Origin of the sequence: Methanobrevibacter sp., assembly GCF_017410345.1 — an archaeon.
Taxonomy (GTDB): Archaea; Methanobacteriota; Methanobacteria; order Methanobacteriales; family Methanobacteriaceae; genus Methanobrevibacter.
Genome location: NZ_JAFQQZ010000010.1, coordinates 1 through 23,512 on the forward strand (window position 1 = coordinate 1; position 23,512 = coordinate 23,512).

A 23,512-nucleotide genomic window follows, 5' to 3' on the forward strand; every position below is an offset into this window, starting at 1 on the left:
TATTTTTATAGCTATTTTTACTATTTTTAACCATTTATAACTATCTAAAACTATTTATAATTATTTTAAAAAAATTTATAATATTTTAAAACTATTTTTTAAAAAAAGATTGTAAATGAATCATTCTAATTTTTTAGGTTCATTTAATAATTTAGAATCCAATTCATCCAAAATAGCCTCTATTTTAGCAAATATAACATCTGGCGCATCATCTGCAGGAATTACATGCCAATTGTATAAGACCGGTTCCGCCTTTTGCCTTACCTTTACAAAAGCTTCATAATTTTCAAACATTTCCTCTTTTTCATTCCTCTTTTGCACACGTTCAACCAATTTTTCAGGAGAAACATCCAAGTAGAAGAAATATTCGGAAACAGGAAGGGCAAAGCATACAAGCTTATAGACTGGAACTGAGATGGCTTTGTTCAGGTAGGAAACAGCCAATGTATACCTTACAAAAATGACAGTGTCTGCCTTGCCGTAATACTTGATAACAGATCTTATTGCATCCGCCCCATAACAGAGAGTGGCTATTACCTTATTAAGCTTTCCCCCTTTTTCCAAAGCGGATTTGGAATGACGGCCAAAGAAGTTGTCTGATGTAGGATGAGAACGGATTATCACAGTTCCTTCCTTTTCATATTTCTCTTTAATAAGTCTTGCTTGTGTATCTTTGCCAGAACCATCAAGTCCATCTATAGCAATAAACCTCTTCATTGTAACATCTCACAGACGATTAAAATAAACAAAATATTGATTAATTAAAATATATTTTAATAGTATAAATATAAGAATAATTAATCATAATTTTAATTAAAACAATTGATTATTTCATTGAATTTTTTCTTCAAAATGAATATAATAAGTTAATATAATAACTTAATTAACTATTTATATATCTATTATACATTATAAAGTTTTATAAAAATCATTTACTATAAGAAGAACTAGTATTTGTGAATTAAAAAAAGAGAAAATAGAATTAAAAAAAGAATTCAAAAACAGAATAAAACAAAATAAAACAAAAAAGATAATAAAAAAAGAATAGAAATGATCTATTCTATAATAATATCACTGAAATAAGATTCTTGAGTTGCACCAAGGTAGACTAAATCTCCATTTTCTTCATATACAAACATATAGATAGGCTGTTCCACATCCATCATGTCAGAACTGTCTGTAGCGGTTTGTTGAACTAAATAACCATCATGACCATTGATAGTTTTCTTTTCATAGTCCTCTGACTCTAAAACATATTCAATTATATCATTTGTGACATTGTAGTCTCCGTAATCTCCTACTAATATATAAATAGCATTTGCTTTTGTATCATCCTCATAACCAGCAGATGACATGTAATAATCTATAGAAGAAGACTCGGCTTTTTCATTTACCATTTTATATTGTTCATTTTCAGTAAATCCAGCAGGTATGCTGAAATCAATACCTCCAACTGTTACTTCTTGAGGTTCACTGTCTGATCCGGTTAAGAAACCTAAATCAAATGCAGATGCAGAACCTGCTAAAACAACAGCAAATATTGCCAAAATAGCTATAATTGCAATCCTATTAAATTTCATATTCTCTCCTCCTTAATCCGAATAAAATAATAAACAGAGTTTATTAGATTATTGAAATTAATTAATTGAAGATTTATTCAATTATTAATAAATAATTTTTGATATTTTTTGACATAAAATGATAAAAAAGTTAAAAAAATGGAAAAAAACTAAAATTTAAAATAAAAAAAGTTAAAAAAATGGAAAAAAACTAAAAATATTAAAAAGAAAAAACACGATTTAAAAAATAACCTAATAAAATAAGAAAAAAAGAAAAATAAAAAAAGTTAAAAAAAATATTAAAAAAATATTAAAAAAATAATCTAAGCAAATATAAATTGCCAAATTATTTTAAAGATTTATATTGAAAACGCTTAATATGCTATTGAATATTCCATCTAAGGAAAATCCGCCATCAGAAGATGAACTGTCTACTATATCGCTTATTTGCTCTTTGTAGGCATTTGCATCATCCTGAACAGATTGAACTTGTTCAATGGTCTCTGCAAGGTTTTCTATATCATTATCAGATATGTTGATATTGTAAGTTGTACTGTAATCATTAATGATGTTTACAATTGTTGCATGATCTGTAATGTTTTCCTCACTAACCTTTTCCTTGACATCTTCCACCAACTTATTCAAGTCATCGGCACTGACGTTGGAATTGTTTATGATTTCAGCTTGAGTGGCAATCTCCTGATTGGCTGCCTCTTTCACGTTTTCCGGAATTTCAACATCAGTCGCTTCCTCATAACAATCCATGATACCTGCAAGTGCGGATTCACCGGTAGCGCTAACTGGGCTTGTCACATAGACATGTCCTCCTTGGATACCTGCTGATTTAAGTGCAGACATATACATTTCAGGAGTGATTGTAGTGATTGAATCATCTACTTCCACGGTAATTTCACCGTTTTGGTTCAAGTCAAGCAAAGCGGATGAAAAGATCTGATTGGAATTGTAATACTTACCTGAAAAACCACTGGAAATCTTGTTCACATCCCCAGCAGTGATTACTTTTGAATTTACATTGTTTAAGTCTACATTAGCTTTCTCTGCAAAATAATTGTCTACAACAGATTTGTATTGCGGATTCATATATGCAGTTTCACCATATGTTATTACAACTTGATCTGTATTTGCAGCAAATCCAGTTGGAATAACAGCCATTGCTAAAAACATGGTTACCAAGCAAATAGCTAGAATTCTTTTATGCATTTTATCACCTCTTATAAATTCATAATCTTATTTTGTCAATCTAGTATATAAATGTAATCTATTTTTTACATAAACGAAAGTTTTATAAGGAAAACAGCCATTTTTTGTTAAAAAACAAGAATTTTTGTTAAGATATCAGTTCCTGACTTTTAATGAAATATGTCTCAAGAATGGTTTTTTCAATAAAATATTCAATTAGGTTCCAAATCCCTATAATCAATAACTTTTTAAGAAAAAGATACATAAATATTATCTAAATCAGTGCAAAAAATGTGAATGAAATGAAATCCTCCCTAAGAAAAAAAGACTATATGAAAATATATAATATGACCGAGAATGCATCTCCATTAGGCCAGTTCAATTGTGGAGAGCTTTGCAATTCCATTTGCTGCACCGTTGAAAACGGTGAAAAGAACAATGTTATTGCAGAGATGGTATTATATCTGCTTCCTGGCGAGGAGGAGATGCTGGATAACGAATCCGATTGGTTTGAGATCTTTTATGAAACAACAGATGAGATTGAATATCCGGATTCCTGGAAAGGTAATGTATATTATATCAAATGCACCAATCCGCCACATTGCAATAGAAGGCTAAGGCCAATTCAATGCAGGTCTTTCCCACTTAGTCCACATTTGGATAAAGATGACAATCTGCATTTGATTTATGATGAGGATGACATGACTTATCAGTGCCCGATAATAAGTGAAAAACGAGATTTGGATGAGGATTTCCTGAAAAAAACATATAAGATGTGGAAAAGACTTACTGAAGACAAACTGATTTTTGACCTTGTTAAGATGGATTCTGAAAAAAGAGAAAAGAGAAAAATAGATTATAAGATTGTTTTTTCACAATAATGGATGTGAACATTGTATTTAATCCATTAACGACTGATTTTTACCAAGCATAATTATAATATGATGCATCATCGAAGGAATCGTCAAAGGAGTCATCAAAGGCATCTGACTCATAATATGCATCGTCATCAAAATCATACTCACTGTTGTGATATGGCTTATAATCCCTTTGATTGATAGATGAAACCACATTGGAGACTTTCGGCCCCTTTACATGCAAATAGACCATGTCATCTTCAGATGCAAAGACAAATGTCTTGACCTTATTCCTTTTATTGTAAAATCCTGTAATTCCAGATATTGAGGTTTTGTATAGCTTTTCATCATTCAATCTGAAAGAGCTGAATCCGTCCATGACATTCTTGTTGAAGCTTGAAGAATGTCTCTCTAGGCTAATGTTTACAAAATTATTACCCTTCTGAAAATTCATATAATTTAAATGATTCACTTCGTCCCATCCTTCATCCACCAATTTATATGAGCTTGGAACATTGAAACCATATCCTCTCATATAATATGTTTCAAAGCCCTTTGGCGCATTGTCCTCTGCAGAAATAGGACTCATGAGAATGGCTATTGAGAAAAGAATCATCAAGATGATTGAAACAGTTAAAATGCTTTTTTTAAAATCCATATAATACACCCAATTTGCTCCATATAAAAAAGAAGGACATTGTCAAATATAAATATTTGCAATTATTCCATAGAACTAAACATGACTGATCAATATTTCTTATCATTCCTTATCAACCAAACGTGCATCGATTACATTATAGGTACCATTGTCCAAGTGCCAATCTATATCTGCATCTAATATTTCAATCCTTTTTTTGAATATTGGACCATCAATAACCAATGTCTCTGCCTCTCCACCTTCAAAAGCAAGATGCATATAGGTTTTCTCGCTTATTTTTTCCAATTCCTCTAAAGCTTCCCTGTCAATTAGCCTGCCTAACCATGTCTGATCCAGCCCTTCAGCAAAAACGCCGCTGATTATTACCTTAAAGCCTGAATCAATCACCAAGTCCATATATTCCTTCGGATCCATATGCCAATATGGTGAAATTGCCTTAATGCCAATCTCATCAGCCAATCTTTCTATTCTTGACTTTTGATAGGTTGAAAAGAGAGCACCAGTGTAAATCGCTTCGATTCCAAGTGATTTAAGCTGTTTGAAACCATCCTTTAAATCTTCCAGCTCCTCTTCCTTTACACCGGCAGTATTGACTTCAATGATTGGTATCTCTACAGCTTGTGATATCAGGTCTGTCATATGAATGTTTGGAACGTGAAACATATATGACTCATCATTTTCAGACTTGATTGATAGAAGATAATCAACATCATCTCCATTGTTTATAGCATAGTTTAAAGCCATTACACTATCCTTTCCGCCAGAGAATAAAACTGCAGATTTCATAATTTACACCATATTTAATAAAAAAAGAATTATTTGAAAATTATTTAAAATATTACCTGAAAATATCAGATTCACCATCGCCGCCATATTTCAGATACTCTGAATCAGAATCATCATAATAATTATCGGAATCATCAATAAAGTCTGACAATCCATAACTGTTTGATCTTTCCATGAATGAAGTTAATCCGTTATCTGAATATGGTTCTGTTTGTGTTGCATCGCTAATCATTCCAAGGATAAGCAGGAATATTAAAAGCAATGCAAATGCCAAAAAGCATTTATTAAAGGATAAATTGGATAAAAAGCCATTTTCAGATGAATTGCTTGTATAAGTTTTAGCGGTTCTAGTACTGGAAGATGATGAACTTTTAGCACTTGAAGTAGAAGAAGCACCAGAAATGGATTTTTTAGAAGCATCAGAGCTTAGTGGTTTAGAAACAGAATCCCCTTTAGAGTTAATAGGAACATTAACAATAGAATTATCTGATTCAATATCCTCTAATTTAGAAAAATCAAAACCGCAATTTGAACAAAAGCGATTATCATCACTGTGCTGCTCAAATCCACATTCCGGACAGAATTTAGTCATTTTATCCCCCTTTAATGAATTGTACATATAAAAATAAAAAATGAATAAAGATAAAGAATTGATTAACGTCTCCTTCTTCGTCCTCTTAACTTTTCAGACTGGTCCTTTTTGAATCTTCTGGTAAATTTTGTCAAAGGCTCTACGAATATTCCTGCAATCGCTACAGCCACACCTACAAGTCCTGAAATAATCATCACAACATAAGTTGGAGCCAAATGGTCCTCAAGATAATGAATTGTATTCTGCACAGGCCCTTCAATTGAAACAATATTATAATGGCTTTCATTCAAATAATCCCTGACTTCCACCACATCATTTGCATTTACATGGACCTGAATATGAACAAATGCGAATTCAGAGCCTACTCCAGCCTTATTGCTTAGCCAATTGACAAGAGAGCCGAGTGTAGTGGTTGAACTAGCAGGATTTTTCAAATCCACTGATACTGAATTGTTGGTTACCTTGAATGATTCTATCTCAGGGTCGCTTCTCAAATGATTTTCAACATAGATCTTTGTGCTGTTCTTGATGAATCCTGTCTTCAGCTCAAAGCCGTTAGTGCTTACAGAGTTCACACCACTTAGATTATTGATGTCATTGGTAACATCACTGATATTGGAAGTTGATGGGATATTCAGGTTAATTACTTCACTATCCATTGTAAACAGCCCTTGAAGGTTACCTATCGCATAAGGACTTTCATCATAGATAGGGTCAATGAAGAAGTATCCTCCGATAGCGCCAAGAACAAATCCGATTATAATTATGGACACTATTTCCTTTTTACCTACAAATGGAGATAAGATCCCCATGGAAAACGCAAATACCATAATTATAAGGAATAGAATTAGAAATATGATTCCAGTAACTAAATCCATTATAATCAACTCTTTTCACAATTTTCGTATAAATCTATCTTTATTTAATTTATAAGTGGTAGAATAAATTTATAAATAAAAATTACACTCAAATAAGTCCTAATTTTTAAAATAAAACTAAATTACTTAATTTATTTAAGTTTTTAATCAATTTAAATTTAAATATTTTAAAATTAAGAATTATTATTCTACTTATATATTTAAAATAATTAATTTATATATTTTATGAAAAGAGATTTTATTAAATAATTCTATTGATTTCTATCCTTTCTGAATCCTCATCCCATTTTACAATTATCTTATTCAATCCCTTTGACAAATGGACATTTTCATTTAGATCAGGATAATCGAATGAACATTCAATCTCCTTTGAAGTGTCCGATAGATTCAGATAAACTGATGCCAATCCATTTTCGCCGTCATTATTAAAGTTAATGTCTACATCATGATTGAAATCCACATATACAATCCTCTTTGATCCCTTTCCAGAAGCATAGCAGAAGTCAATGGCATCGGTTATTTTTGACAATTCGCTTTTGCAGTTTATTGAATCGATAATATCATTAGAATAATCCATTGCAGTTATTAGAATAGGAACAGAGATGAGGCTGATTATTAAAATAACTATCATGGAACCTAGAATATATTCAAGGGATATTTGACCCTTATTGTCTTTAATGATATCTTTCATTGTTTTCCTCTAAAATAATAATTTTATAAAACCTGAAATGATTGATATGAAATCCCCGAATAATAAAAAACTCACATATCCTAAGGTAATAAATGGCATGAATGGCATTCCAATCTTAATTTCAAAATTAGGATTTTTTATTAAGTCATTATGATAGAAATCCATAATTAATACCACATCATCTTTTGTTAGTCCTATCCTATTCCCAGTGTAAAAATAATAGAGGTCATCTTCCTTATAAGCATTCAAATTAATATTCGGATTGTTCCTCTTTTCATCATTAAATCGATTATATGCCATTTGATTTTTAAAATAGTATTTGTCCAATACCATACCTTCTTCCAAACTTTCAATGTCTACGGATTTTCTTGTCAATTGATTAAATGCGCATTTAGAATCAATGATTGATAAAAATGAATAATATCTTATCTTTTTATTTTTCATGATTTCATAGACAATTACTATGAAAATCAATGCAAAAGCTATTAAAATGGCATTTAAAAGTATTGAAATTGGTTTTGGATAAAATATGAATTGATTAGAAATTGGTAGATTTAGACTTGAGAAATGGTTTGAATCCAGAAAGGATAATGATAATGACAATCCAATGAAGACCTTCAAGTCTCCACCACCCCAAAATCCGATGTACCATAAAATGAATGACATTATTCCAATTAAGGCTGTCAAAGCTATAGAGAACAGCAGGATAAATGAATCATCGAATAATATGCTTAAAATTAGATTAAAGGCCATCCCATAAACCAATAGAACTAAGCTTAATTTATTAGGAATTATTCCAAATTTCAAATCATAACAATCGGCAATCAATAGAATTAATAGTATTACGAACAAATGTATCTGAGATGATTTGAATAAAAGATGAATATTGCCAAACAGATGATTCAGATAGAAATCCAGAACATTCCTAATAAAAATACAAGCATACAAGATCTAACCTCCAATGTTAGAACTAATTAATTAGAACCATTACAATTCCATTATAGGACCCATTTTCTAATATTATATAAAATAATGCTATTAATGGAATTATATCAATGGAGATAATCTTAAAAAAACTAATTTAATATGTTTAAATTGTTTTTATAAGACAATTGAATATTATTTTTTCATTATATTTAAATATTATAGTTTTTTAAACTAAATAAGTTCAAATTAATTGTTATATTGATTTTAAAGTGAAAAATTAGCGTTAAATTAAAAAAATAAAACCAAATCGTAAATTATTAACTAATAAAAAAAGTAAAATCACATCGTTAATTACGAAATAATTAAAAAAGTATAATTAAACTGTAAACATAAAAATTTTAAAAAAAAAACAAGAAAGGATTATTTGACAAAGGAATATGCTTCAGACAGTATTACAGAAGCATTATCCACTACAACACCATTATTCTTAAATGCATATTTATAATCGAAATTATGTCTTATGCTAATGAATTCATAATCCTTCTCCCTTGATTCGACAATCAACCGTTTTCCTTCAAGTTTCAATTGACTATCCTCTATTGAATTAATCATATCGGGATTGTTGATTCCTCTCTTTTCAAACAATTCATCATATGATATCTTAACGACTCTCCCTTCCAGAATAAGGTCATTGATGATGTTGAAGACCAATTCAAAATCCAATTCCAGATCAATGGCTATCTCATCCAAGAAGCAATCATTATATTTTATGAAATAGCTCAAGACTTCCTTTTTTGCATCAAAATAATCTATTTCCCTGAAATTGGCAACCTTATAAGTCTTCAGCTGTTCCCTAATCGCTTCCCTTAAAAAATCTGAAATGCTTAAGTAATCACCATTTTCTATTAAGCCAATCAATTGATTATGTATGTTTATAGGAACCTTTGTAGCTATTGTTTTTCCTATTTCCTTATTATTTTTACTTATTTCTGTCATATTACCCCTTTAATAATTTTTTTATTGAATATATTATTAAATAGGTCTTGATTCAATATAAAATGATTTGAAATGCGAAAAAAATAAAAATATTATTTGCACAATTGCACAAAATCACAATTGTGTAAAATCAAAAATAGTAATTAAAAAGTTAGAAAGTTAAAAAGTTAAAAAAAATGAAAAAAAGAAAAAATTTTGATCAAACTTTTTTTAAAAGTTTGGAAATAGAAAAAAAAGAAAATAAATAATTAATTATTTATTCCTTGTTATCAAAAGAAGCCTTCACGAATGAAGCAAACAATGGATGCGCATTGTTTGGTCTTGATTTGAACTCTGGATGGAATTGACATCCAATGAACCAAGGATGGTCAGGCAATTCCACAATTTCAACCAGGAAATCATCAGGGGTTGTACCTGCAATCACAAGACCGTTTTCTGTCAAGACATCCCTATATTCATTGTTGTATTCAAATCTGTGTCTGTGCCTTTCCTGAATGAGGTCTTCACCATATGCCTCTTTTGTTTTGGTGCCGTCAATCAATTTGCAGTCATAAGCACCTAAACGCATGGTTCCACCCATATTCTTGATTTTCTTTTGCTCTTCCATCATGTCAATGACAGGGTATTTGAGGTTTTCCTTAAATTCACTGCTGTTTGCATCTTCCATTCCAATTCTTCTTGCAAATTGGATTACCATACATTGCATACCTAAACAGATACCGAAGATAGGAACCTCGTTTTCTATTGCATAGTCAACAGCCTGTAGCTTACCTTCCACACCACGGTCACCAAATCCTCCAGGGATTAAGATACCGTCAAGCTTGGAGAGCTCTTCTTGGAAAGCCTTCAATTCTTCCTCATTGTCCACATCAACATCAGAACTGAGATATACAATATTCATTTTAGCTCCGATTTTAGCTGCTGCGTGGTGCAATGATTCCCTTATACTGATATAAGCGTCTTCCAATTCAACATATTTGCCTACAATACCGATTGTCACAACAGGGCTTTGTATCTTTAGGGAGTTTACAATCTCTTCCCATTCTCCAAGAGTATTCTTGTCATTTTCAAAATCAATTCCCAAATTGATTCTATCGGATATGAACTGGCCGGCATTTTCCCTATCCAATACCAAAGGAACCTCATAGATTGATTGAGCATCAGGAGTGTTTACAACAGCTTCAAATTCCACGTCACAGAAGTGAGCTATCTTTCTTTTTATATCATCATCAATGTGTTCCTGGCTTCTTAAAACGATCATGGTAGGGTTGATACCCATGCTTCTCAATTCTTTTGTGGAGTGTTGAGTTGGCTTTGTCTTGAATTCACCTGCAGCATTCAAGTAAGGAACAAAGGTCACATGGACGAACATTACATTTTCAGAACCTTCCTCGTTTCTCAGTTGTCTCAATGCTTCTAGGAATGGCTGGCTTTCGATATCCCCTACGGTACCTCCCAATTCAACTAAGACAACATCATAGTCGTCCTTAGCGGAAATTTCACGTACCATTTCCTTAATCTCATTTGTGATATGAGGGATGATCTGCACACAAGCTCCTAGGAAATCACCTTTTCTTTCCTTTGAAATGACAGATTGATAGACCTTACCGGTAGTGATGTTAGATATTCCTGGAAGCTCTACGTCCAGGAACCTTTCATAGTGACCTAAGTCAAGGTCAGTTTCCATACCATCATAGGTTACAAACACTTCACCATGCTGATATGGGTTTAAGGTACCAGAATCCCAGTTTAAATATGGGTCAATTTTAATAGCTGCAACCTCCAAGCCGTATGAACGTAATATACGGCCAATGGATGCAGAAGTAATTCCTTTTCCTATGGAACTAACTACTCCACCAGTTATTATAATATATTTTGTCAGACAAATCCACTCCTAATAAATTTAATATTGATTTTGATATGAATTTTTCATAAATTTCTTATAAAAAAATCCATAATGAATACTCAATAAAATATTAGTTTAATTTATTATATAAAACTTATCTTATGAATCTATTATTTGAAAAATTTAAAAGAATTATGATTTTAGATAAGCATATAAAATGAGCATTATTAAGGATTAAAATTTAAAATAAAGATAAAATAAGATTTTAAAAAATAGTTAAAAAAATATATTAAAAAAAGAAAAGAAAAAAGGTTAAAAAAAGTGAAATCATAAAATGTTGTTGAAGAATTTTCCCCATTTGATTCCACGTTTATGTGCTTGAATCTTCATTTCATAAGAATCATCAAGTGGAGAATACTCTTTTTCCAAGATTTTCTCTTTAGCTTCAAAGTCATATGCAGTGTCTTTTAATTTATCAAGGACCTCCATTTCTGCAGTTACTTTTTGTAATTCTGCAGTTAAATCATTGTCAGTATTCTTCATTTCCTCTTCTAATTTAGATTTTTTGATGATTAACTGTTCAAGCCTATCTTCAAGAAGCTGATCATTGCGAACTCCATATTGATCACGTAAATAGAAAATCAAGTCTATAGCTTCACCAATGCTTAATCCATTTTCTTGCATGATTTGATATCTTTCAAATTGTTCATCATTTAATTCTGCAGTAATTTCATTTGCCATGTTAAAACCTCGTTAATAATCACAAAAAATTTTTAAATTATTAATTAATTATAATGTTTATTCTTTATTGTATTTAACTATGTTTAATAATTTTCATTATTTCATTGTTTTTGATGACTTTCCAAAAATGAAGATGCAGCCAAAACATTCTCCTTGAATTGTGGATTTATCTCAGTCAAGAATCCCATGAATGACTCTGCAATGTCTTCGTTTTCATAGTCTATCTCATATTCCTTTTCAATGCCTAAGAAGTCATTTATCCACTCTTGAGGAACGTTTATAAATGGGAATATGATGTCCTTATCCTTTAAGTCCAAATCATAAATATTGGATAAGTTTAATTTCCTATCCCATTCGATTCCCTTTCCATCAAAGATATCATTAAGAATATGATTTACTTCCTGATTTAGGTTCAATGGGGAAATGACAGAATCAAAGTCATCTGCACTGATGTTTTCATCATATTCAATGAATCTTATGCCATATTTTCTTGAATAAGGCTCAATCACTATGTATAAAAACTTGTTGTAATCATTATCCATTCTTGGAATGAGAATCCTTTCCTTTGGGCTTAAGGACTCTGCCAATGTCTTTGAAGACCTTGAACAGATCTTTTGAAAAAGAGATGACCTTACAACCTCAATATCAGGATAATGCCTATTGAAGGTTTCTCTTCTTTTTTTGGAAAACTTTGAAAAGCGGAGATTTTCTATATAAAGCTTAATGTCTCCATCATCATCAAAGAAGCTAACAAAGCGGGTGTCAACACCTATTTGTTTTAAGAACTTCATAACATCCTTCTTTGAATCAGACAGATCCTTTTCATCATCTTTCAAAACAAAATTTGATAGAAAATCATCCATAATATCACTAAAAAAAATTAAAATTAAAGTTAAAATAAAAATTAAAATCAAATACCTAAAACATCCAATAATGCCTTTTCCATAACATCCACTGGAGCATCTCTGCCCAACCAGATTTCAAAACTTCTGATTCCTTGATACAATAGCATCTTATATCCATAAACAACTTCTGCATTGGCCTTTAATGCCTCCTTTATCAAGGATGTTTCCATAGGAGTGTAAACGATATCATTTACAACAAGCTCCTCATGAAGCATATCTGCACTTGCTATTGGCTTATCATCCACATTCGGATACATTCCAATAGGTGTTGTGTCTATAAATATGTCTGAACTGTCCAATTCCCTTTTCAGATTCTCAATTTCACAGCTATTTATAGTTATATCAATACCTGCTTCACTTAAATTGGATTCCAGATCATTTGCAAGTGATTCGGCTTTGCTTGAATTACGATTCAATATTGACAGCTCATCTATTCCACTGCTTGCTATCTGAAATGCAACTGCCCTTGCTGCTCCACCTGCACCTGTGATGGTAACTTTTTTGTTATTTATTGAAGTTTTTTCCTTAATTGCACGGACACATCCATATCCATCAGTGTTAAATCCTTTTGTTGTAACATAAGTTTCATTATTTTGATTGGATGACTCATTATTTTCATCAAAATTAAATTGAATGGTGTTTACTGCACCAATCATTGAAGCTACTGAATCGATATCATCAAGGTGTTTCATGACATTGGTTTTATGGGGTATTGTTACATTCAAACCTTCAATTCCCATAGCCTTTGCACCTTGAATGCATTCACCTAATCTGTCTTCCTTAACATGGAATGGAAGATAAATGTAATTTAGATTTAAAGCATCAAGTCCAGCATTATGCATAGCTGGAGAGAAAGTGTGTTCAATAGGGTCTCCAATAACTCCTAATATTTTTGTTTTTCCATCTACCATTTTATCACCTAAAAATCTAACTGTTCAGCTATGCAAAGCCTGCACACAGAATTCGGAGTATTCATATTAGCCTCTTTAACTGGGCAATAATAGACTCCATTTTCCATAATGACCTCTAAAGAGCCAGGGAAAGGAGTTCCAATAGGATGAATAGGCTCATCAAGCACAAATGTAGTGTAAAGGGATACCACCAAATTAATTAATGGGCTTTTGTTTTTTCTATCTGTAGAAATAGATTTGTAAATCTCCTTTAAATTGTTTAGTTTTTCTACAAAGCCATCCCTATTGAAATAATCATTATAAACAGTATCATTGCTTCTTATTTCCTTCACTCTGTTTAAGAAAAAGTCTATGTAAATCTTTTTGCTTTTTTCTTGATAGGATTCCTGAACATATTTGTTGTTTTCAATGATTTCAGCAGATATGATCATCAAATCAAAAACAGAAACATCAGTAAGCTCATCCTTTAAGACAACCATAAGATCGTCCTTTGATATTTTATCGTCTTCCCCTATCAATGCATCAAACTTTTCAAACATCCTATCACAAAGTGTTAATCAATTATATGAATGGTTCTTTTAAAAAATAATCCTTAACTGCTTGCATTTAATTTCGGATCATAATCAATCTCGCGTGAAATGCAGATATTGCAAACTGCCCCTTCAGTATTCTTTTGAGTTGCCTTAACAGGACAATAATAGAACTTACCTAACTTCTTAATCTTCAAATTGCCTGGGAAAGGAGTGTCCAGTGAATGAATAGGCTCATTCAATATAAATGTGGCATAAAGAGATACTAAACAGTAAATAAGCTGTACCTTATCCTTGTCAAAGTCCACACCATCATAAACATTATGCAAATCCTCTAATGACTTTTCAAACTGTTTCTTATCAATTCTCTCCTTTTTGCCCATGCTGTCATAATCGGTATTGTCCTTTTTAATATTGTTTATATGGCCAATGAATTGCTTGACATAAGCTTGACGGAAGTCATCCTGATATTTATCCTGTACAAACTCCACATCCTGAAGTATATACTTATTGGCATCCATCAAATCAAAAACAGATATCTTTTGGGCTTTTTCCTTTAAAATAGCCAAAAGATCATTCTTTGAAATCTTTTTATCCTCTAAGAGTTCATGCAATTCTTCAAACATAATTCCACTTACTTATTTTATAATAATTTATAGTATTTTATCATTTAAAATTTTATGTATTATATAAAAATAATTTATTATAAAATTCTCAAATTTTCCTTAAAATATTATAACTCAAACAAATATTTGGTTTAAATTTTATAAAAAAAGAAATGAGAAAATAGGGGAAAAATTATTTAAAAAAAATGGTTAAAAGAGTTTATTTTAAACTCTTTTAAATCAATTTCAATTTTTTGGCAGTTGCATAGTCAACTTTTCCAGTCACTTTAAGCTTTTTGTCCTTTTGGAACTGCTTTACAGCCATTACAGTGTACTTGTCATAGATTCCATCAACTTTCAAGTAACGGCCTTTGTAGGATAAGTAATATCCGTTGTTCTTCAAAGCCCTTTGGATCTTCTTGACCATTGCCTTGTCTTTGCTGCCTTTCGCTACAGTTTTCCAGGCAGGAGCCTTGACAGTAATCTTAGCCTTCTTTGTGACCTTATTATAGTATTTGTCTCCTGCATAAGTGATAACCGCATTATATTTGCCTTTCTTGGTCAACTTGGAAAGCTTGAATGTGGCCACACCTTTACTGTTTGTAGTGGCTGTGTATGTTTTTCCATTGACCTTCAAGGAAATCTTCTTGTTTTTCAACACATTCCCCTTATTATCTTTTAGGGCGACTATGTATTTCTTGGTCTTATCCTCAAACTTAAAGGATTTCGCATTTGCAGTTATTGTTGGACTTGCCTTCTTGACTGTAACTTGAGCAGTTGAATTTGATTCAACATAGCTGTCATCACCTGCAAAGCTTATTAGAGCAGTGTAGGTCTTTGGAACCAGCTTGCCAACAGCCACCTTGACTTGACCATCTGAATCTGTTGTGTAGTTTTTAGCGCCATCTAAATCAACAGATACTGTCACTCCCCTAATAGGATTTCCATCAGCATTCTTAAGAGTGATTACAAGGTCCTTGTTGACATTATAGGTAGTAGAAACATCATCAGTTGTTATTTGAGTTGATTTCCTGTTGACAACCACATTTACTGTTGCACTTGAAGCCTTATAATTTGTACTTCCTAAGAAGTCAATGGTTATGGTTGCTGTTCCTTCACCGATTGCCTTGATTGCTCCGGTGAAATCCACAGTAGCCACTTTGGTGTCATTGCTTGTGAAACTTATCTCTCCAACCGCACCATCAGGACTTAAAGTGTATTCGACTTTATAATCATTCCCTACAAACAGATTGATGGATTCCACTGCAGGTGTGATTGATGTATTGATCTTGGTCACTGTGATTTTTGCAGTGGCACTTGATACATTATATGTCTTGTTTCCTGCATAGTTGATTTCCACATCATATGTATCAATATCCAATCCTTGTGTAGGAATTTTCATTTGACCGTTGCCATCAGTATGATTAGTAATGGTTTTCCCATTTAAATAGACAGTTATTTCAGCACCGATAATAGGTTTGGTATCAATATCTGCCAATGTGACTACAAAATAGTCTTCCTTCCCATATTCTGTAGTGAAATCTGGGGCAGAAATTGTAGTTGGAGCTGTAATGTATAATGTTATTACACGAGTAATCACAGGGTAGTCAGCAAGTGTTAGGTTAGCTTTGTAAATGCCCGCTGGTAAATCTATGGCAAATCCATCCGTATCTCCGTCAAAGGAAGCTACGAATATTTCTGAACTATCATTGTATACTTTCATTGTAGTGTTCAATCCAGTATATATTGCATCTTCGTAGGTTAAGTTAAAGAATATTTTTTCACCGGAATTAGCTGAGGTAATAAATTCGCTGATATTGAAAAATGGGGCAAAAATTGTTCTAAAACAGTCATTGTTTTCATATGTACAAAGAACCGCGGTACCCCTATTCATTGCTCCACCCTCACTTGCGGTGTTACCAGTGAAACTACAATTATAGGCAGTACCTCCATCCATTGCTCCACCCTCACTTGCGGTGTTACCAGTGAAACTACAATTATAGGCAGTACCATAGTACATTGCTCCACCTAAACTATATGCGATGTTACCAGTGAAGTTACAGTAGTTGGCAGTACCTCCGTAGATGGCTCCACCAACCCTTGCGGTATTACCAGTGAAGTTACAGTAGTTGGCACTACCTCCAAAAATGGCTCCACCAAAAGTTGCATAGTTTCCTGTGAATATGCAGTAGTCAGCAGTACCATACAGCATTGCTCCACCAGCTGATCCATCATATCCATCCAATATTATAGTGTTACCAGTGAATATGCAGTTGTTAGCAGTACCATTGAATATTGCTCCACCATTTGCAGCAAAGTTTTCTGTGAAGTTACAGTAGTTGGCAGTACCTCCGTAGATGGCTCCACCTTTTTCTCTAGAATATCCATTTATGAAGTTAATGTTTTTAAATGTTGCATTTTCATTTGCATAGAAAATCCTTGCACTATTATTCCCATCTATTGTATGGCCATTACCCTCAATGGTTACGTTACGGTCGATTACAATACCATTTACAAAGGCAGAATCCACAGTTGAATTAAATTTATAATCTCCATCTAAAGAGATTACAGCATCAGTATCGTTGTTTATGGTCCTGTTCAAGTCAAAAAATGTGCTTCCATCAGGGATTATAATTTTTATTTCGCAGGTGACTTCTGGGTAACTTACAAGTGTTAACTTAGCATTATAAACACCCACGGGTAAATTTATGGCATACCCATCCTTTTCACCATCAAATGAAGCCGTAAAGATTTCTGAACTATCATTGTAGACTTTCATTGTAGTGTTCAATCCAGTGAACACTTCACCATTATAGGTTAGATTGAAGAATAGCTTTTCACCTGAATTAGCTGTGGTAATGAATTCACTTATATCGAAAAGAGGGACAAAAGTTGTTCCTTCACAAACATTATCTTTAAATGTAGAAAGAACTGAGGTTCCTCTATACATTGCCCCACCATCAAATGTTGCAGTATTACTTGTGAAGTTGCAGTAGTAGGCAGTACCATCATACATTGCTCCGCCCATAGTTGCGTTGTTACTTGTGAAGTTAGAGTTGTAAGTAGTACCACTGTACACTGCTCCACCATAGAATGCGCTGTTACTTGTGAAGCTGCAGTTATAGGCAGTCCCACTTCTAATTGCTCCACCATGCAATGCGCTGTTACTTGTGAAGCTGCAGTTATAGGCAGTCCCACTTCTAATTGCTCCACCATAGAATGCGCTGTTTCCAGTGAAGTTGCAGTAATAGGCATTACCCTTATTTATTGCTCCACCATCTCCTCCGGTATTTCCATTTATGAAGTTAATGTTTATAAACACGGCATCATTATTTGCATTGAAGATTCTTGCATTATGATTTCCATCAATTGTATGGCCATTACCATCAATGATCACTGCACCTTCAATGGTAATACCATTTTTATAAGCGGAATCGTCAACATCAGTGCCATTAAATTTATAATTACGATATAAAGTAACTTCAGTCTTTCCTTGAATGTCATTGTACAAGTCTGTGAATGAACCTGTTGTAGTTTCTCCTTCAGCCAGTGCTGTCTCGGCATTTTCACTCCAAACAAGCCCATCACCATTATTGTCATCTAAAATAAGTTCATCATCATTGCTTGATAAGGCATTATCATTGATGCTTTCATCCATAGCAAGATCATTATCCGCACTGATAATCTCTCCTGAAGCATCCTCTGCTGCGCTTACGGCAGAGATGCAAAGCATTGAAATGAGAATTACCAGCAGTAAAAAAATGTGCTTTCTCTTAATCATATAGGGTTCCCCTAAATATAATCTTTTATTAATTCATTTTATATTTCATTTATTATATAATAATTTCCATATAATTGTAATAATATTCAAAAAATGTTCTTAAAAATGAATATCATTCAAAAGCAAAACATCATTCAGAACTATGAAATTTTCCAAAAAATACCATATTATTAACAACTATTATATAAAATAAATATTAAATATAATATTGTTAAACGATTTACTATTTAAACAATAATTCATACTTATTAAATCATTAAAAGTAACGGAGAGTCAATAATGGAATTTGAAAGACCAAGGGGAACAAGGGATTTCCTCTTTGAAGAAATGAGAGAAAGAAAGATGGCTGAAGATACATTAAGAAATGTATTTGAAAACTATGGTTTCGGCGAAGTGCAGACACCACTATTTGAAGACTTAAAATTATTCACTACAAAATCCGGTGAGGAGATTGTAGACCAATTATACAACTTCAAGGACAAGGGAGACAGGGACCTTGCCTTAAGACCTGAAATCACTGCTCCTATTGCAAGATTATATTTAAATGAATTGCAAAAGACTTCAAAACCAATCAAGATTTACTACTATGGAAGCTGCTTCAGATATGAAAGACCTCAAAAGGGCAGATTCAGACAATTCTGGCAATTCGGCTGTGAATTGATTGGTGCAAAGACCCCTGAAGGTGAGGCTGAAGTGATTGCAATGTGCAACAATGCAATCGAAGAGCTTGGAATTTCAACCGCTGAATTCAATGTGAACCACTTGGGAATTATCAGAGGCTTGTTTGCTCACTTTGACATTGATACTGCAACCCAAAGAGAAATCATGGTAGTTATAGATAAAGGGGATAAGGATCTTCTTAAAGAATCATTGGTTGGAGACAATCCTATCATCAAAGACAAGCCAGAATTGAACGAAGTATTGTTCAAGCTTATGGATATGGTTGGTGACTCTTCTATAATTGAAGACATTGAAGAACTCGTATCACCTTACGAAGAAACTAAAGAAGCTCTTGAAGAGTTCAAGGAACTTGTAAAGACCCTTGAAAGTTTCCAAGTCTTCAACTACAAACTCAATCTTGGAGTTGCAAGAGGACTTGACTACTATACAGGAATAGTATTTGAGGTATATGTAGAAGGACTTGGTGCACAAAAGCAAGTGTGCGGTGGAGGAACTTACAATCTCGTTAAATTATTCGGTGGAGAAGACGTTGTCTCTACAGGATTCGCATTAGGATTTGACAGATTAATGAATGCAATCGAAGAGCTTAATGGAAAGCCAGAACTTGAACCTATCGTAAGCACTTATGTTGCAGCTATTTCAGACTCTACAAGACATGAGGCATTCAATATTGCTCAGACTCTTAGAAAGGCAGACATTCCAACTGAAGTTGACTTGTCCAGAAAGAAATTCAAGAAGATCTTGGCTTATGCAAACAAGATTGATGTAAAATACACTGTCTTAGTTGGAGAACGTGACTTAGAAGAAGGAAGAGTCACTGTAAAGGACATGTTATCTGGAGAACAGGAATTGGTAGCTATTGATGAAGTAGTCGATTATATTAAAGACAAATTATACAATTAAGAAAAATTTACAATTGATAAATAACAATTTTTATTTTATAATAAAGGTGTGACAATGGAATTGAATTTCAGACTTAACATGGGTGGAGAAGATTTGGTAATCGGTATCGCACAAGATTGGAAAACAAACGAAGTCTTGATGGTGGCTTTCATGAATAAGGAAGCTGTAGAGCAAACATTAAAGACCAAAAAGGCTCATTACTACTCCACTTCAAGACAAAAGCAATGGCTAAAGGGAGAAAGCTCTGGAAATGTTCAAACCGTTAAGGAAATGTACATTGACTGTGATGCAGATGCAATCATAATGAAGGTTGAGCAAATCGGTGCAGCATGCCACGAAGGATACAGATCTTGCTTCTTTAGGCAATTGGACATTGATAAGGAAAACATTGACATTGACAATCTTACAGATGATGATATAGAAATAATATCTGAAAGATTGTTTGATCCAAAGGAAATGTATGGATAATATTTAATGGATTATCAAAAAAACCTCAAAGGAGGTGAAATAATGGATTATGATTACAACAGCGAATACAATGATGAAGTTGATGAGATAAAAAGAATTGTACCAGATACAAGTGCAATCATAGAAGGAAATGTAGAGAAAATAATAAAAGAAAAAGGATTGAACTATCCAGAAATCATCATACCAGAAGCTGTAATCGCAGAACTCGAACATCAAGCTAACAATCAAAGACCGACAGGAATCAGAGGTCTTGAGAATGTAAAGAAACTTCAGGATTTAGCTGAAATCGGTGAAATATCAATCAGGATAACCGGCAGAAGGCCTACCAAATTTGAAAAGGACAATGCAAAGCTTGGAGAGATAGACGGATTAATCAGAGATGTTGCAAAGGATGAACTTGCACTGCTATTAACAAGCGATAAGATCCAAGCAAAGACTGCAGAGGCACAAGGAATACCTACAATCTATTATGCACAGGAATACAAAGGTGCAATAGACTTGAAAATAGCTAAATTCTTTGATGATGACACCATGAGCGTTCATTTAAAGGAAAATGTTGTTCCAATGGCTAAAAAGGGAAAGCCAGGACATATTGAACTTGTAAAGCTCGCAGATGAGAAATTCACATACAAGCAATTGGAAGCGATTGCAGAGGAAATCCTTGAAAAGGAAAGATACGATCCAAAAACATACTTGGAAGTGGACAAGCAAGGAGCTATTGTAGTTCAATCAAGAGACCTTAGAATATCAATAGCAAGACCTCCTTTCTCAGAAGCCCTTGAAATAACTGCAGTAAGACCTGTAGCTGAAGTTTCACTTGACCAATACCACTTATCAAGTCAATTGATTGAAAGATTGACAAACAGTGCAAGGGGAATATTGATTTCAGGTTCACCTGGAGCAGGTAAAAGTACATTTGCACAGGCAATAGCTAAATTCTATGATGAAGAATTGAATAAGGTAGTGAAAACCATGGAATCTCCAAGAGACTTGCAGGTGGGAGATACAATCACCCAATATGCTCCTCTTGAAGGGGATATGGAGAACACTGCAGACATATTGCTATTAGTCAGACCTGACTTCACCATTTACGATGAGCTTAGAAAGAACCATGACTTCAATATATTTGCAGACATGAGACTTGCAGGTGTAGGAATGATTGGTGTTGTTCACGCTACAAGGCCTATCGATGCAATTCAAAGGATTGCAAGCAGAGTTGATTTAGGTACAATTCCATCAATCGTAGACACTACAATCTATATTGAAGATGGTGAAATATCAGCTATTTATGAAAACAAGCTTACAGTAAAGGTTCCAAGTGGAATGGAAGAAAGAGATCTTGCAAGACCTGTAATTGAAGTAAGGGACTTTGAAACAGGAACATTAGTCAACGAGATTTACACTTATGGTGAACAGACTATCGTAATGGATATTGGAATGGTGGAACAGTCCAAAAAGGCAAAGATGAATCAGGAAAAGACTCCTGTCCAAATGATAGCGGAAAGGGAAATCCTAAGAACCATGAAAAGGATAACTCCAAAGGCAGCCATTGAAGTGAGCATGGAAAGCGATAGGAGAGTAAACATTTACATAACCGAGAAATACATTCCTAAAATCATTGGAAAAGGAGGTAAAAGAATAGCTGAACTTGAAAATGAGATTGGAATAAGCATGAATGTTGAACCTCTTGAAAAGGCACCTGACAGTTTTACAGAAAGACTTTCAAAAAGATCAAAAAAGTCTAAAAAAGATAAGAAAGACAAGCATAAGAAGTCCAAAAAGTCCCAATTGAAAGAGTATAATGACAATATAGATGATTACATTATAGATGAAGGCAAAAAGGATTACAGCAAGGACAATTACTTTGACTTAAGCGAAGATGAAGATGATTTTGAAGAAGGAGAAACCTCTGAATTCTATTATGAAGTTTTTGAACTTTTCCCTGAAGTAAGAAAGGGCCATCTTGTACTTCCTATAGGAAAGAAATTCGTAGGCAGTTCATTTGACATTCTTTTAGAGGACAAATACATATTTACAGCAACTGTAGGCAAAAGAGGCTACGTAAAGCTTAATAAGAACCTTGACTTGACAGATGAAATCATAAATGGTTTGGATAAAGGCTTAAGAGTTGTTGCAAGAGTTAGAGATTAAATAATTATATAATAGAGGAGATATGATGAAAATAGGAGCTTCAATGTTAGCAACAGAAGACAGGACAATAGAAGAAGCTTTAGAATACTTTGACAGCAATAAGTATATTGATTATGTTGAAATAGTCCATGATTACCCTTATAGGGAAATCAATGATGACAATGAACTGATAGACCTCATTAACTCATATGACTTGAAATACACTGTTCACTCTCCATTCATTGACGTCAATATCGCTTCCTTGAATCCGGCAGTTGCCGATTTTTCAGTAAGTGAAATAAAAAGATCAATCGACCTTGCAAACATAATCGACAGCAAGATTGTTGTTGTTCATCCAGGAATTCTTGGATTTCATGGAAGAGGAAGAGAAGATATTATTTATCAAATATCCGAAGAACATCTTAAAGTAGTTGGAGATTATGCAAAAGACAGTGGCGTTGATGCATGCATTGAAAATCTTCCTAACATAACTGACTTTATGTTCATGGATGTGAATCAACTGAATGATACATTAGTCAAGCTTGACCTTCCTATGACTATGGATATAGGTCATGCCCATACAAATGGCTTCACTCCAGATGAAATTTACTTCGACTCAATTAAACACATACATGTGCATGATAATCCTGGCGATGATGACACACACCTTGCATTAGGTGATGGGACTTTTGATGTAAATGGGTTCTTTGATGTTTTTACTAAGAAAAAGTATGATGGCATCTACATGTTAGAGTTAATGTCTGTAGATTTCATTGAAAAAAGTTTGGAATACATGAAGAATTTAGGATTAATTAAATAAATTTAAAAAAAATTTATTATGCAAATTAGCATATATAAAAAATAAGA

The 23,512-nt window shown here is 33.1% G+C and carries 22 protein-coding genes; 5 read left to right on the forward strand and 17 right to left on the reverse strand.

What is annotated here, in order from left to right; translation table 11 throughout:
* Window positions 1–120 precede the first annotated feature (120 nt).
* From IJE13_RS01140 to IJE13_RS01150, 3 genes are all read right to left on the reverse strand, one after another.
* Window positions 121–717, reverse strand: a complete 597-nt coding sequence (locus IJE13_RS01140) for a thymidylate kinase (protein WP_292776067.1) — start codon at window positions 715–717, stop codon at window positions 121–123.
* A gap of 338 nt (window positions 718–1,055) precedes the next feature.
* Window positions 1,056–1,580: a hypothetical protein gene (locus tag IJE13_RS01145; RefSeq protein ID WP_292776069.1), complete on the reverse strand. Its 525-nt coding sequence runs from the start codon at window positions 1,578–1,580 to the stop codon at window positions 1,056–1,058.
* A 330-nt stretch (window positions 1,581–1,910) separates the two neighbouring features.
* Complete coding sequence (locus tag IJE13_RS01150; RefSeq protein ID WP_292776072.1) at window positions 1,911–2,780, reverse strand: DUF1002 domain-containing protein; 870 nt, start codon at window positions 2,778–2,780, stop codon at window positions 1,911–1,913.
* A 311-nt stretch (window positions 2,781–3,091) separates the two neighbouring features.
* On the opposite strand from IJE13_RS01150, the gene IJE13_RS01155 reads away from it, so the two are divergent.
* A complete protein-coding gene (locus IJE13_RS01155; RefSeq protein WP_292776075.1) occupies window positions 3,092–3,640 on the forward strand; it encodes a hypothetical protein in 549 nt (182 codons plus the stop codon).
* 40 nt (window positions 3,641–3,680) lie between these two features.
* Here the strand turns inward: IJE13_RS01155 and IJE13_RS01160 are convergent, their stop codons facing one another.
* The 14 genes from IJE13_RS01160 to IJE13_RS01225 all read right to left on the reverse strand — a co-directional run bounded on the left by IJE13_RS01160 (window position 3,681) and on the right by IJE13_RS01225 (window position 18,463).
* Window positions 3,681–4,274: a hypothetical protein gene (locus tag IJE13_RS01160; RefSeq protein WP_292776078.1), complete on the reverse strand. Its 594-nt coding sequence runs from the start codon at window positions 4,272–4,274 to the stop codon at window positions 3,681–3,683.
* A gap of 102 nt (window positions 4,275–4,376) precedes the next feature.
* Complete coding sequence (locus IJE13_RS01165; protein ID WP_292776080.1) at window positions 4,377–5,060, reverse strand: TIGR00289 family protein; 684 nt, start codon at window positions 5,058–5,060, stop codon at window positions 4,377–4,379.
* 52 nt (window positions 5,061–5,112) lie between these two features.
* Window positions 5,113–5,652 carry a zinc ribbon domain-containing protein gene (locus tag IJE13_RS01170; RefSeq protein WP_292776082.1) on the reverse strand — a complete coding sequence of 180 codons (540 nt, stop codon included), beginning with the start codon at window positions 5,650–5,652 and terminating at the stop codon, window positions 5,113–5,115.
* Window positions 5,653–5,714: 62 nt separating this feature from the next.
* Complete coding sequence (locus tag IJE13_RS01175; protein WP_292776084.1) at window positions 5,715–6,530, reverse strand: hypothetical protein; 816 nt, start codon at window positions 6,528–6,530, stop codon at window positions 5,715–5,717.
* A 241-nt stretch (window positions 6,531–6,771) separates the two neighbouring features.
* Window positions 6,772–7,221 (reverse strand): hypothetical protein, encoded by a 450-nt coding sequence (locus tag IJE13_RS01180; RefSeq protein WP_292776086.1) that lies wholly within the window; start codon window positions 7,219–7,221, stop codon window positions 6,772–6,774.
* Between the two features lie 9 nt (window positions 7,222–7,230).
* Window positions 7,231–8,169 (reverse strand): A24 family peptidase, encoded by a 939-nt coding sequence (locus IJE13_RS01185; protein WP_292776089.1) that lies wholly within the window; start codon window positions 8,167–8,169, stop codon window positions 7,231–7,233.
* Window positions 8,170–8,568: 399 nt separating this feature from the next.
* Window positions 8,569–9,144, reverse strand: a complete 576-nt coding sequence (locus IJE13_RS01190) for a hypothetical protein (protein WP_292776091.1) — start codon at window positions 9,142–9,144, stop codon at window positions 8,569–8,571.
* Between the two features lie 256 nt (window positions 9,145–9,400).
* A complete protein-coding gene (gene pyrG / locus IJE13_RS01195) occupies window positions 9,401–11,026 on the reverse strand; it encodes a glutamine hydrolyzing CTP synthase (RefSeq protein WP_292776116.1) in 1,626 nt (541 codons plus the stop codon).
* A gap of 291 nt (window positions 11,027–11,317) precedes the next feature.
* On the reverse strand, window positions 11,318–11,731 hold the full coding sequence (locus tag IJE13_RS01200; protein ID WP_292776093.1) for a hypothetical protein: 414 nt from the start codon (window positions 11,729–11,731) through the stop codon (window positions 11,318–11,320).
* Between the two features lie 101 nt (window positions 11,732–11,832).
* On the reverse strand, window positions 11,833–12,594 hold the full coding sequence (locus IJE13_RS01205) for an ATPase (protein WP_292776096.1): 762 nt from the start codon (window positions 12,592–12,594) through the stop codon (window positions 11,833–11,835).
* Between the two features lie 47 nt (window positions 12,595–12,641).
* Complete coding sequence (aroE, locus tag IJE13_RS01210) at window positions 12,642–13,547, reverse strand: shikimate dehydrogenase (RefSeq protein WP_292776098.1); 906 nt, start codon at window positions 13,545–13,547, stop codon at window positions 12,642–12,644.
* Between the two features lie 8 nt (window positions 13,548–13,555).
* Window positions 13,556–14,086 carry a DUF2115 family protein gene (locus tag IJE13_RS01215; protein WP_292776100.1) on the reverse strand — a complete coding sequence of 177 codons (531 nt, stop codon included), beginning with the start codon at window positions 14,084–14,086 and terminating at the stop codon, window positions 13,556–13,558.
* 53 nt (window positions 14,087–14,139) lie between these two features.
* Window positions 14,140–14,703 carry a DUF2115 domain-containing protein gene (locus IJE13_RS01220; RefSeq protein WP_292776102.1) on the reverse strand — a complete coding sequence of 188 codons (564 nt, stop codon included), beginning with the start codon at window positions 14,701–14,703 and terminating at the stop codon, window positions 14,140–14,142.
* 214 nt (window positions 14,704–14,917) lie between these two features.
* Window positions 14,918–18,463, reverse strand: a complete 3,546-nt coding sequence (locus tag IJE13_RS01225; protein WP_292776105.1) for an Ig-like domain repeat protein — start codon at window positions 18,461–18,463, stop codon at window positions 14,918–14,920.
* 279 nt (window positions 18,464–18,742) lie between these two features.
* On the opposite strand from IJE13_RS01225, the gene hisS reads away from it, so the two are divergent.
* The 4 genes from hisS to IJE13_RS01245 are packed head-to-tail and all read left to right on the forward strand — an operon-like array spanning window position 18,743 to window position 23,465.
* On the forward strand, window positions 18,743–20,047 hold the full coding sequence (gene hisS, locus IJE13_RS01230; protein WP_292776108.1) for a histidine--tRNA ligase: 1,305 nt from the start codon (window positions 18,743–18,745) through the stop codon (window positions 20,045–20,047).
* A 54-nt stretch (window positions 20,048–20,101) separates the two neighbouring features.
* Complete coding sequence (gene hisI, locus IJE13_RS01235; RefSeq protein ID WP_292776110.1) at window positions 20,102–20,515, forward strand: phosphoribosyl-AMP cyclohydrolase; 414 nt, start codon at window positions 20,102–20,104, stop codon at window positions 20,513–20,515.
* A 42-nt stretch (window positions 20,516–20,557) separates the two neighbouring features.
* Window positions 20,558–22,666, forward strand: a complete 2,109-nt coding sequence (locus IJE13_RS01240; protein WP_292776112.1) for a PINc/VapC family ATPase — start codon at window positions 20,558–20,560, stop codon at window positions 22,664–22,666.
* A gap of 25 nt (window positions 22,667–22,691) precedes the next feature.
* Window positions 22,692–23,465, forward strand: a complete 774-nt coding sequence (locus tag IJE13_RS01245) for a sugar phosphate isomerase/epimerase (RefSeq protein ID WP_292776114.1) — start codon at window positions 22,692–22,694, stop codon at window positions 23,463–23,465.
* Window positions 23,466–23,512 lie beyond the last annotated feature (47 nt).

What these genes read in the sequence shown, in the direction of transcription:
- IJE13_RS01180 (WP_292776086.1), bottom strand. Translation starts at nt 7,221, where the DNA reads ATGAAAGATATCATTAAAGACAATAAGGGTCAAATATCCCTTGAATAT.
- IJE13_RS01240 (WP_292776112.1), top strand. Translation starts at nt 20,558, where the DNA reads ATGGATTATGATTACAACAGCGAATACAATGATGAAGTTGATGAGATA.
- IJE13_RS01225 (WP_292776105.1), bottom strand. Translation starts at nt 18,463, where the DNA reads ATGATTAAGAGAAAGCACATTTTTTTACTGCTGGTAATTCTCATTTCA.
- hisI (WP_292776110.1), top strand. Translation starts at nt 20,102, where the DNA reads ATGGAATTGAATTTCAGACTTAACATGGGTGGAGAAGATTTGGTAATC.
- IJE13_RS01205 (WP_292776096.1), bottom strand. Translation starts at nt 12,594, where the DNA reads ATGGATGATTTTCTATCAAATTTTGTTTTGAAAGATGATGAAAAGGAT.
- IJE13_RS01165 (WP_292776080.1), bottom strand. Translation starts at nt 5,060, where the DNA reads ATGAAATCTGCAGTTTTATTCTCTGGCGGAAAGGATAGTGTAATGGCT.
- IJE13_RS01215 (WP_292776100.1), bottom strand. Translation starts at nt 14,086, where the DNA reads ATGTTTGAAAAGTTTGATGCATTGATAGGGGAAGACGATAAAATATCA.
- IJE13_RS01175 (WP_292776084.1), bottom strand. Translation starts at nt 6,530, where the DNA reads ATGGATTTAGTTACTGGAATCATATTTCTAATTCTATTCCTTATAATT.
- IJE13_RS01220 (WP_292776102.1), bottom strand. Translation starts at nt 14,703, where the DNA reads ATGTTTGAAGAATTGCATGAACTCTTAGAGGATAAAAAGATTTCAAAG.
- IJE13_RS01145 (WP_292776069.1), bottom strand. Translation starts at nt 1,580, where the DNA reads ATGAAATTTAATAGGATTGCAATTATAGCTATTTTGGCAATATTTGCT.
- IJE13_RS01170 (WP_292776082.1), bottom strand. Translation starts at nt 5,652, where the DNA reads ATGACTAAATTCTGTCCGGAATGTGGATTTGAGCAGCACAGTGATGAT.
- IJE13_RS01155 (WP_292776075.1), top strand. Translation starts at nt 3,092, where the DNA reads ATGAAAATATATAATATGACCGAGAATGCATCTCCATTAGGCCAGTTC.
- IJE13_RS01190 (WP_292776091.1), bottom strand. Translation starts at nt 9,144, where the DNA reads ATGACAGAAATAAGTAAAAATAATAAGGAAATAGGAAAAACAATAGCT.
- IJE13_RS01200 (WP_292776093.1), bottom strand. Translation starts at nt 11,731, where the DNA reads ATGGCAAATGAAATTACTGCAGAATTAAATGATGAACAATTTGAAAGA.
- IJE13_RS01150 (WP_292776072.1), bottom strand. Translation starts at nt 2,780, where the DNA reads ATGCATAAAAGAATTCTAGCTATTTGCTTGGTAACCATGTTTTTAGCA.
- aroE (WP_292776098.1), bottom strand. Translation starts at nt 13,547, where the DNA reads ATGGTAGATGGAAAAACAAAAATATTAGGAGTTATTGGAGACCCTATT.
- IJE13_RS01140 (WP_292776067.1), bottom strand. Translation starts at nt 717, where the DNA reads ATGAAGAGGTTTATTGCTATAGATGGACTTGATGGTTCTGGCAAAGAT.
- IJE13_RS01160 (WP_292776078.1), bottom strand. Translation starts at nt 4,274, where the DNA reads ATGGATTTTAAAAAAAGCATTTTAACTGTTTCAATCATCTTGATGATT.
- hisS (WP_292776108.1), top strand. Translation starts at nt 18,743, where the DNA reads ATGGAATTTGAAAGACCAAGGGGAACAAGGGATTTCCTCTTTGAAGAA.
- IJE13_RS01245 (WP_292776114.1), top strand. Translation starts at nt 22,692, where the DNA reads ATGAAAATAGGAGCTTCAATGTTAGCAACAGAAGACAGGACAATAGAA.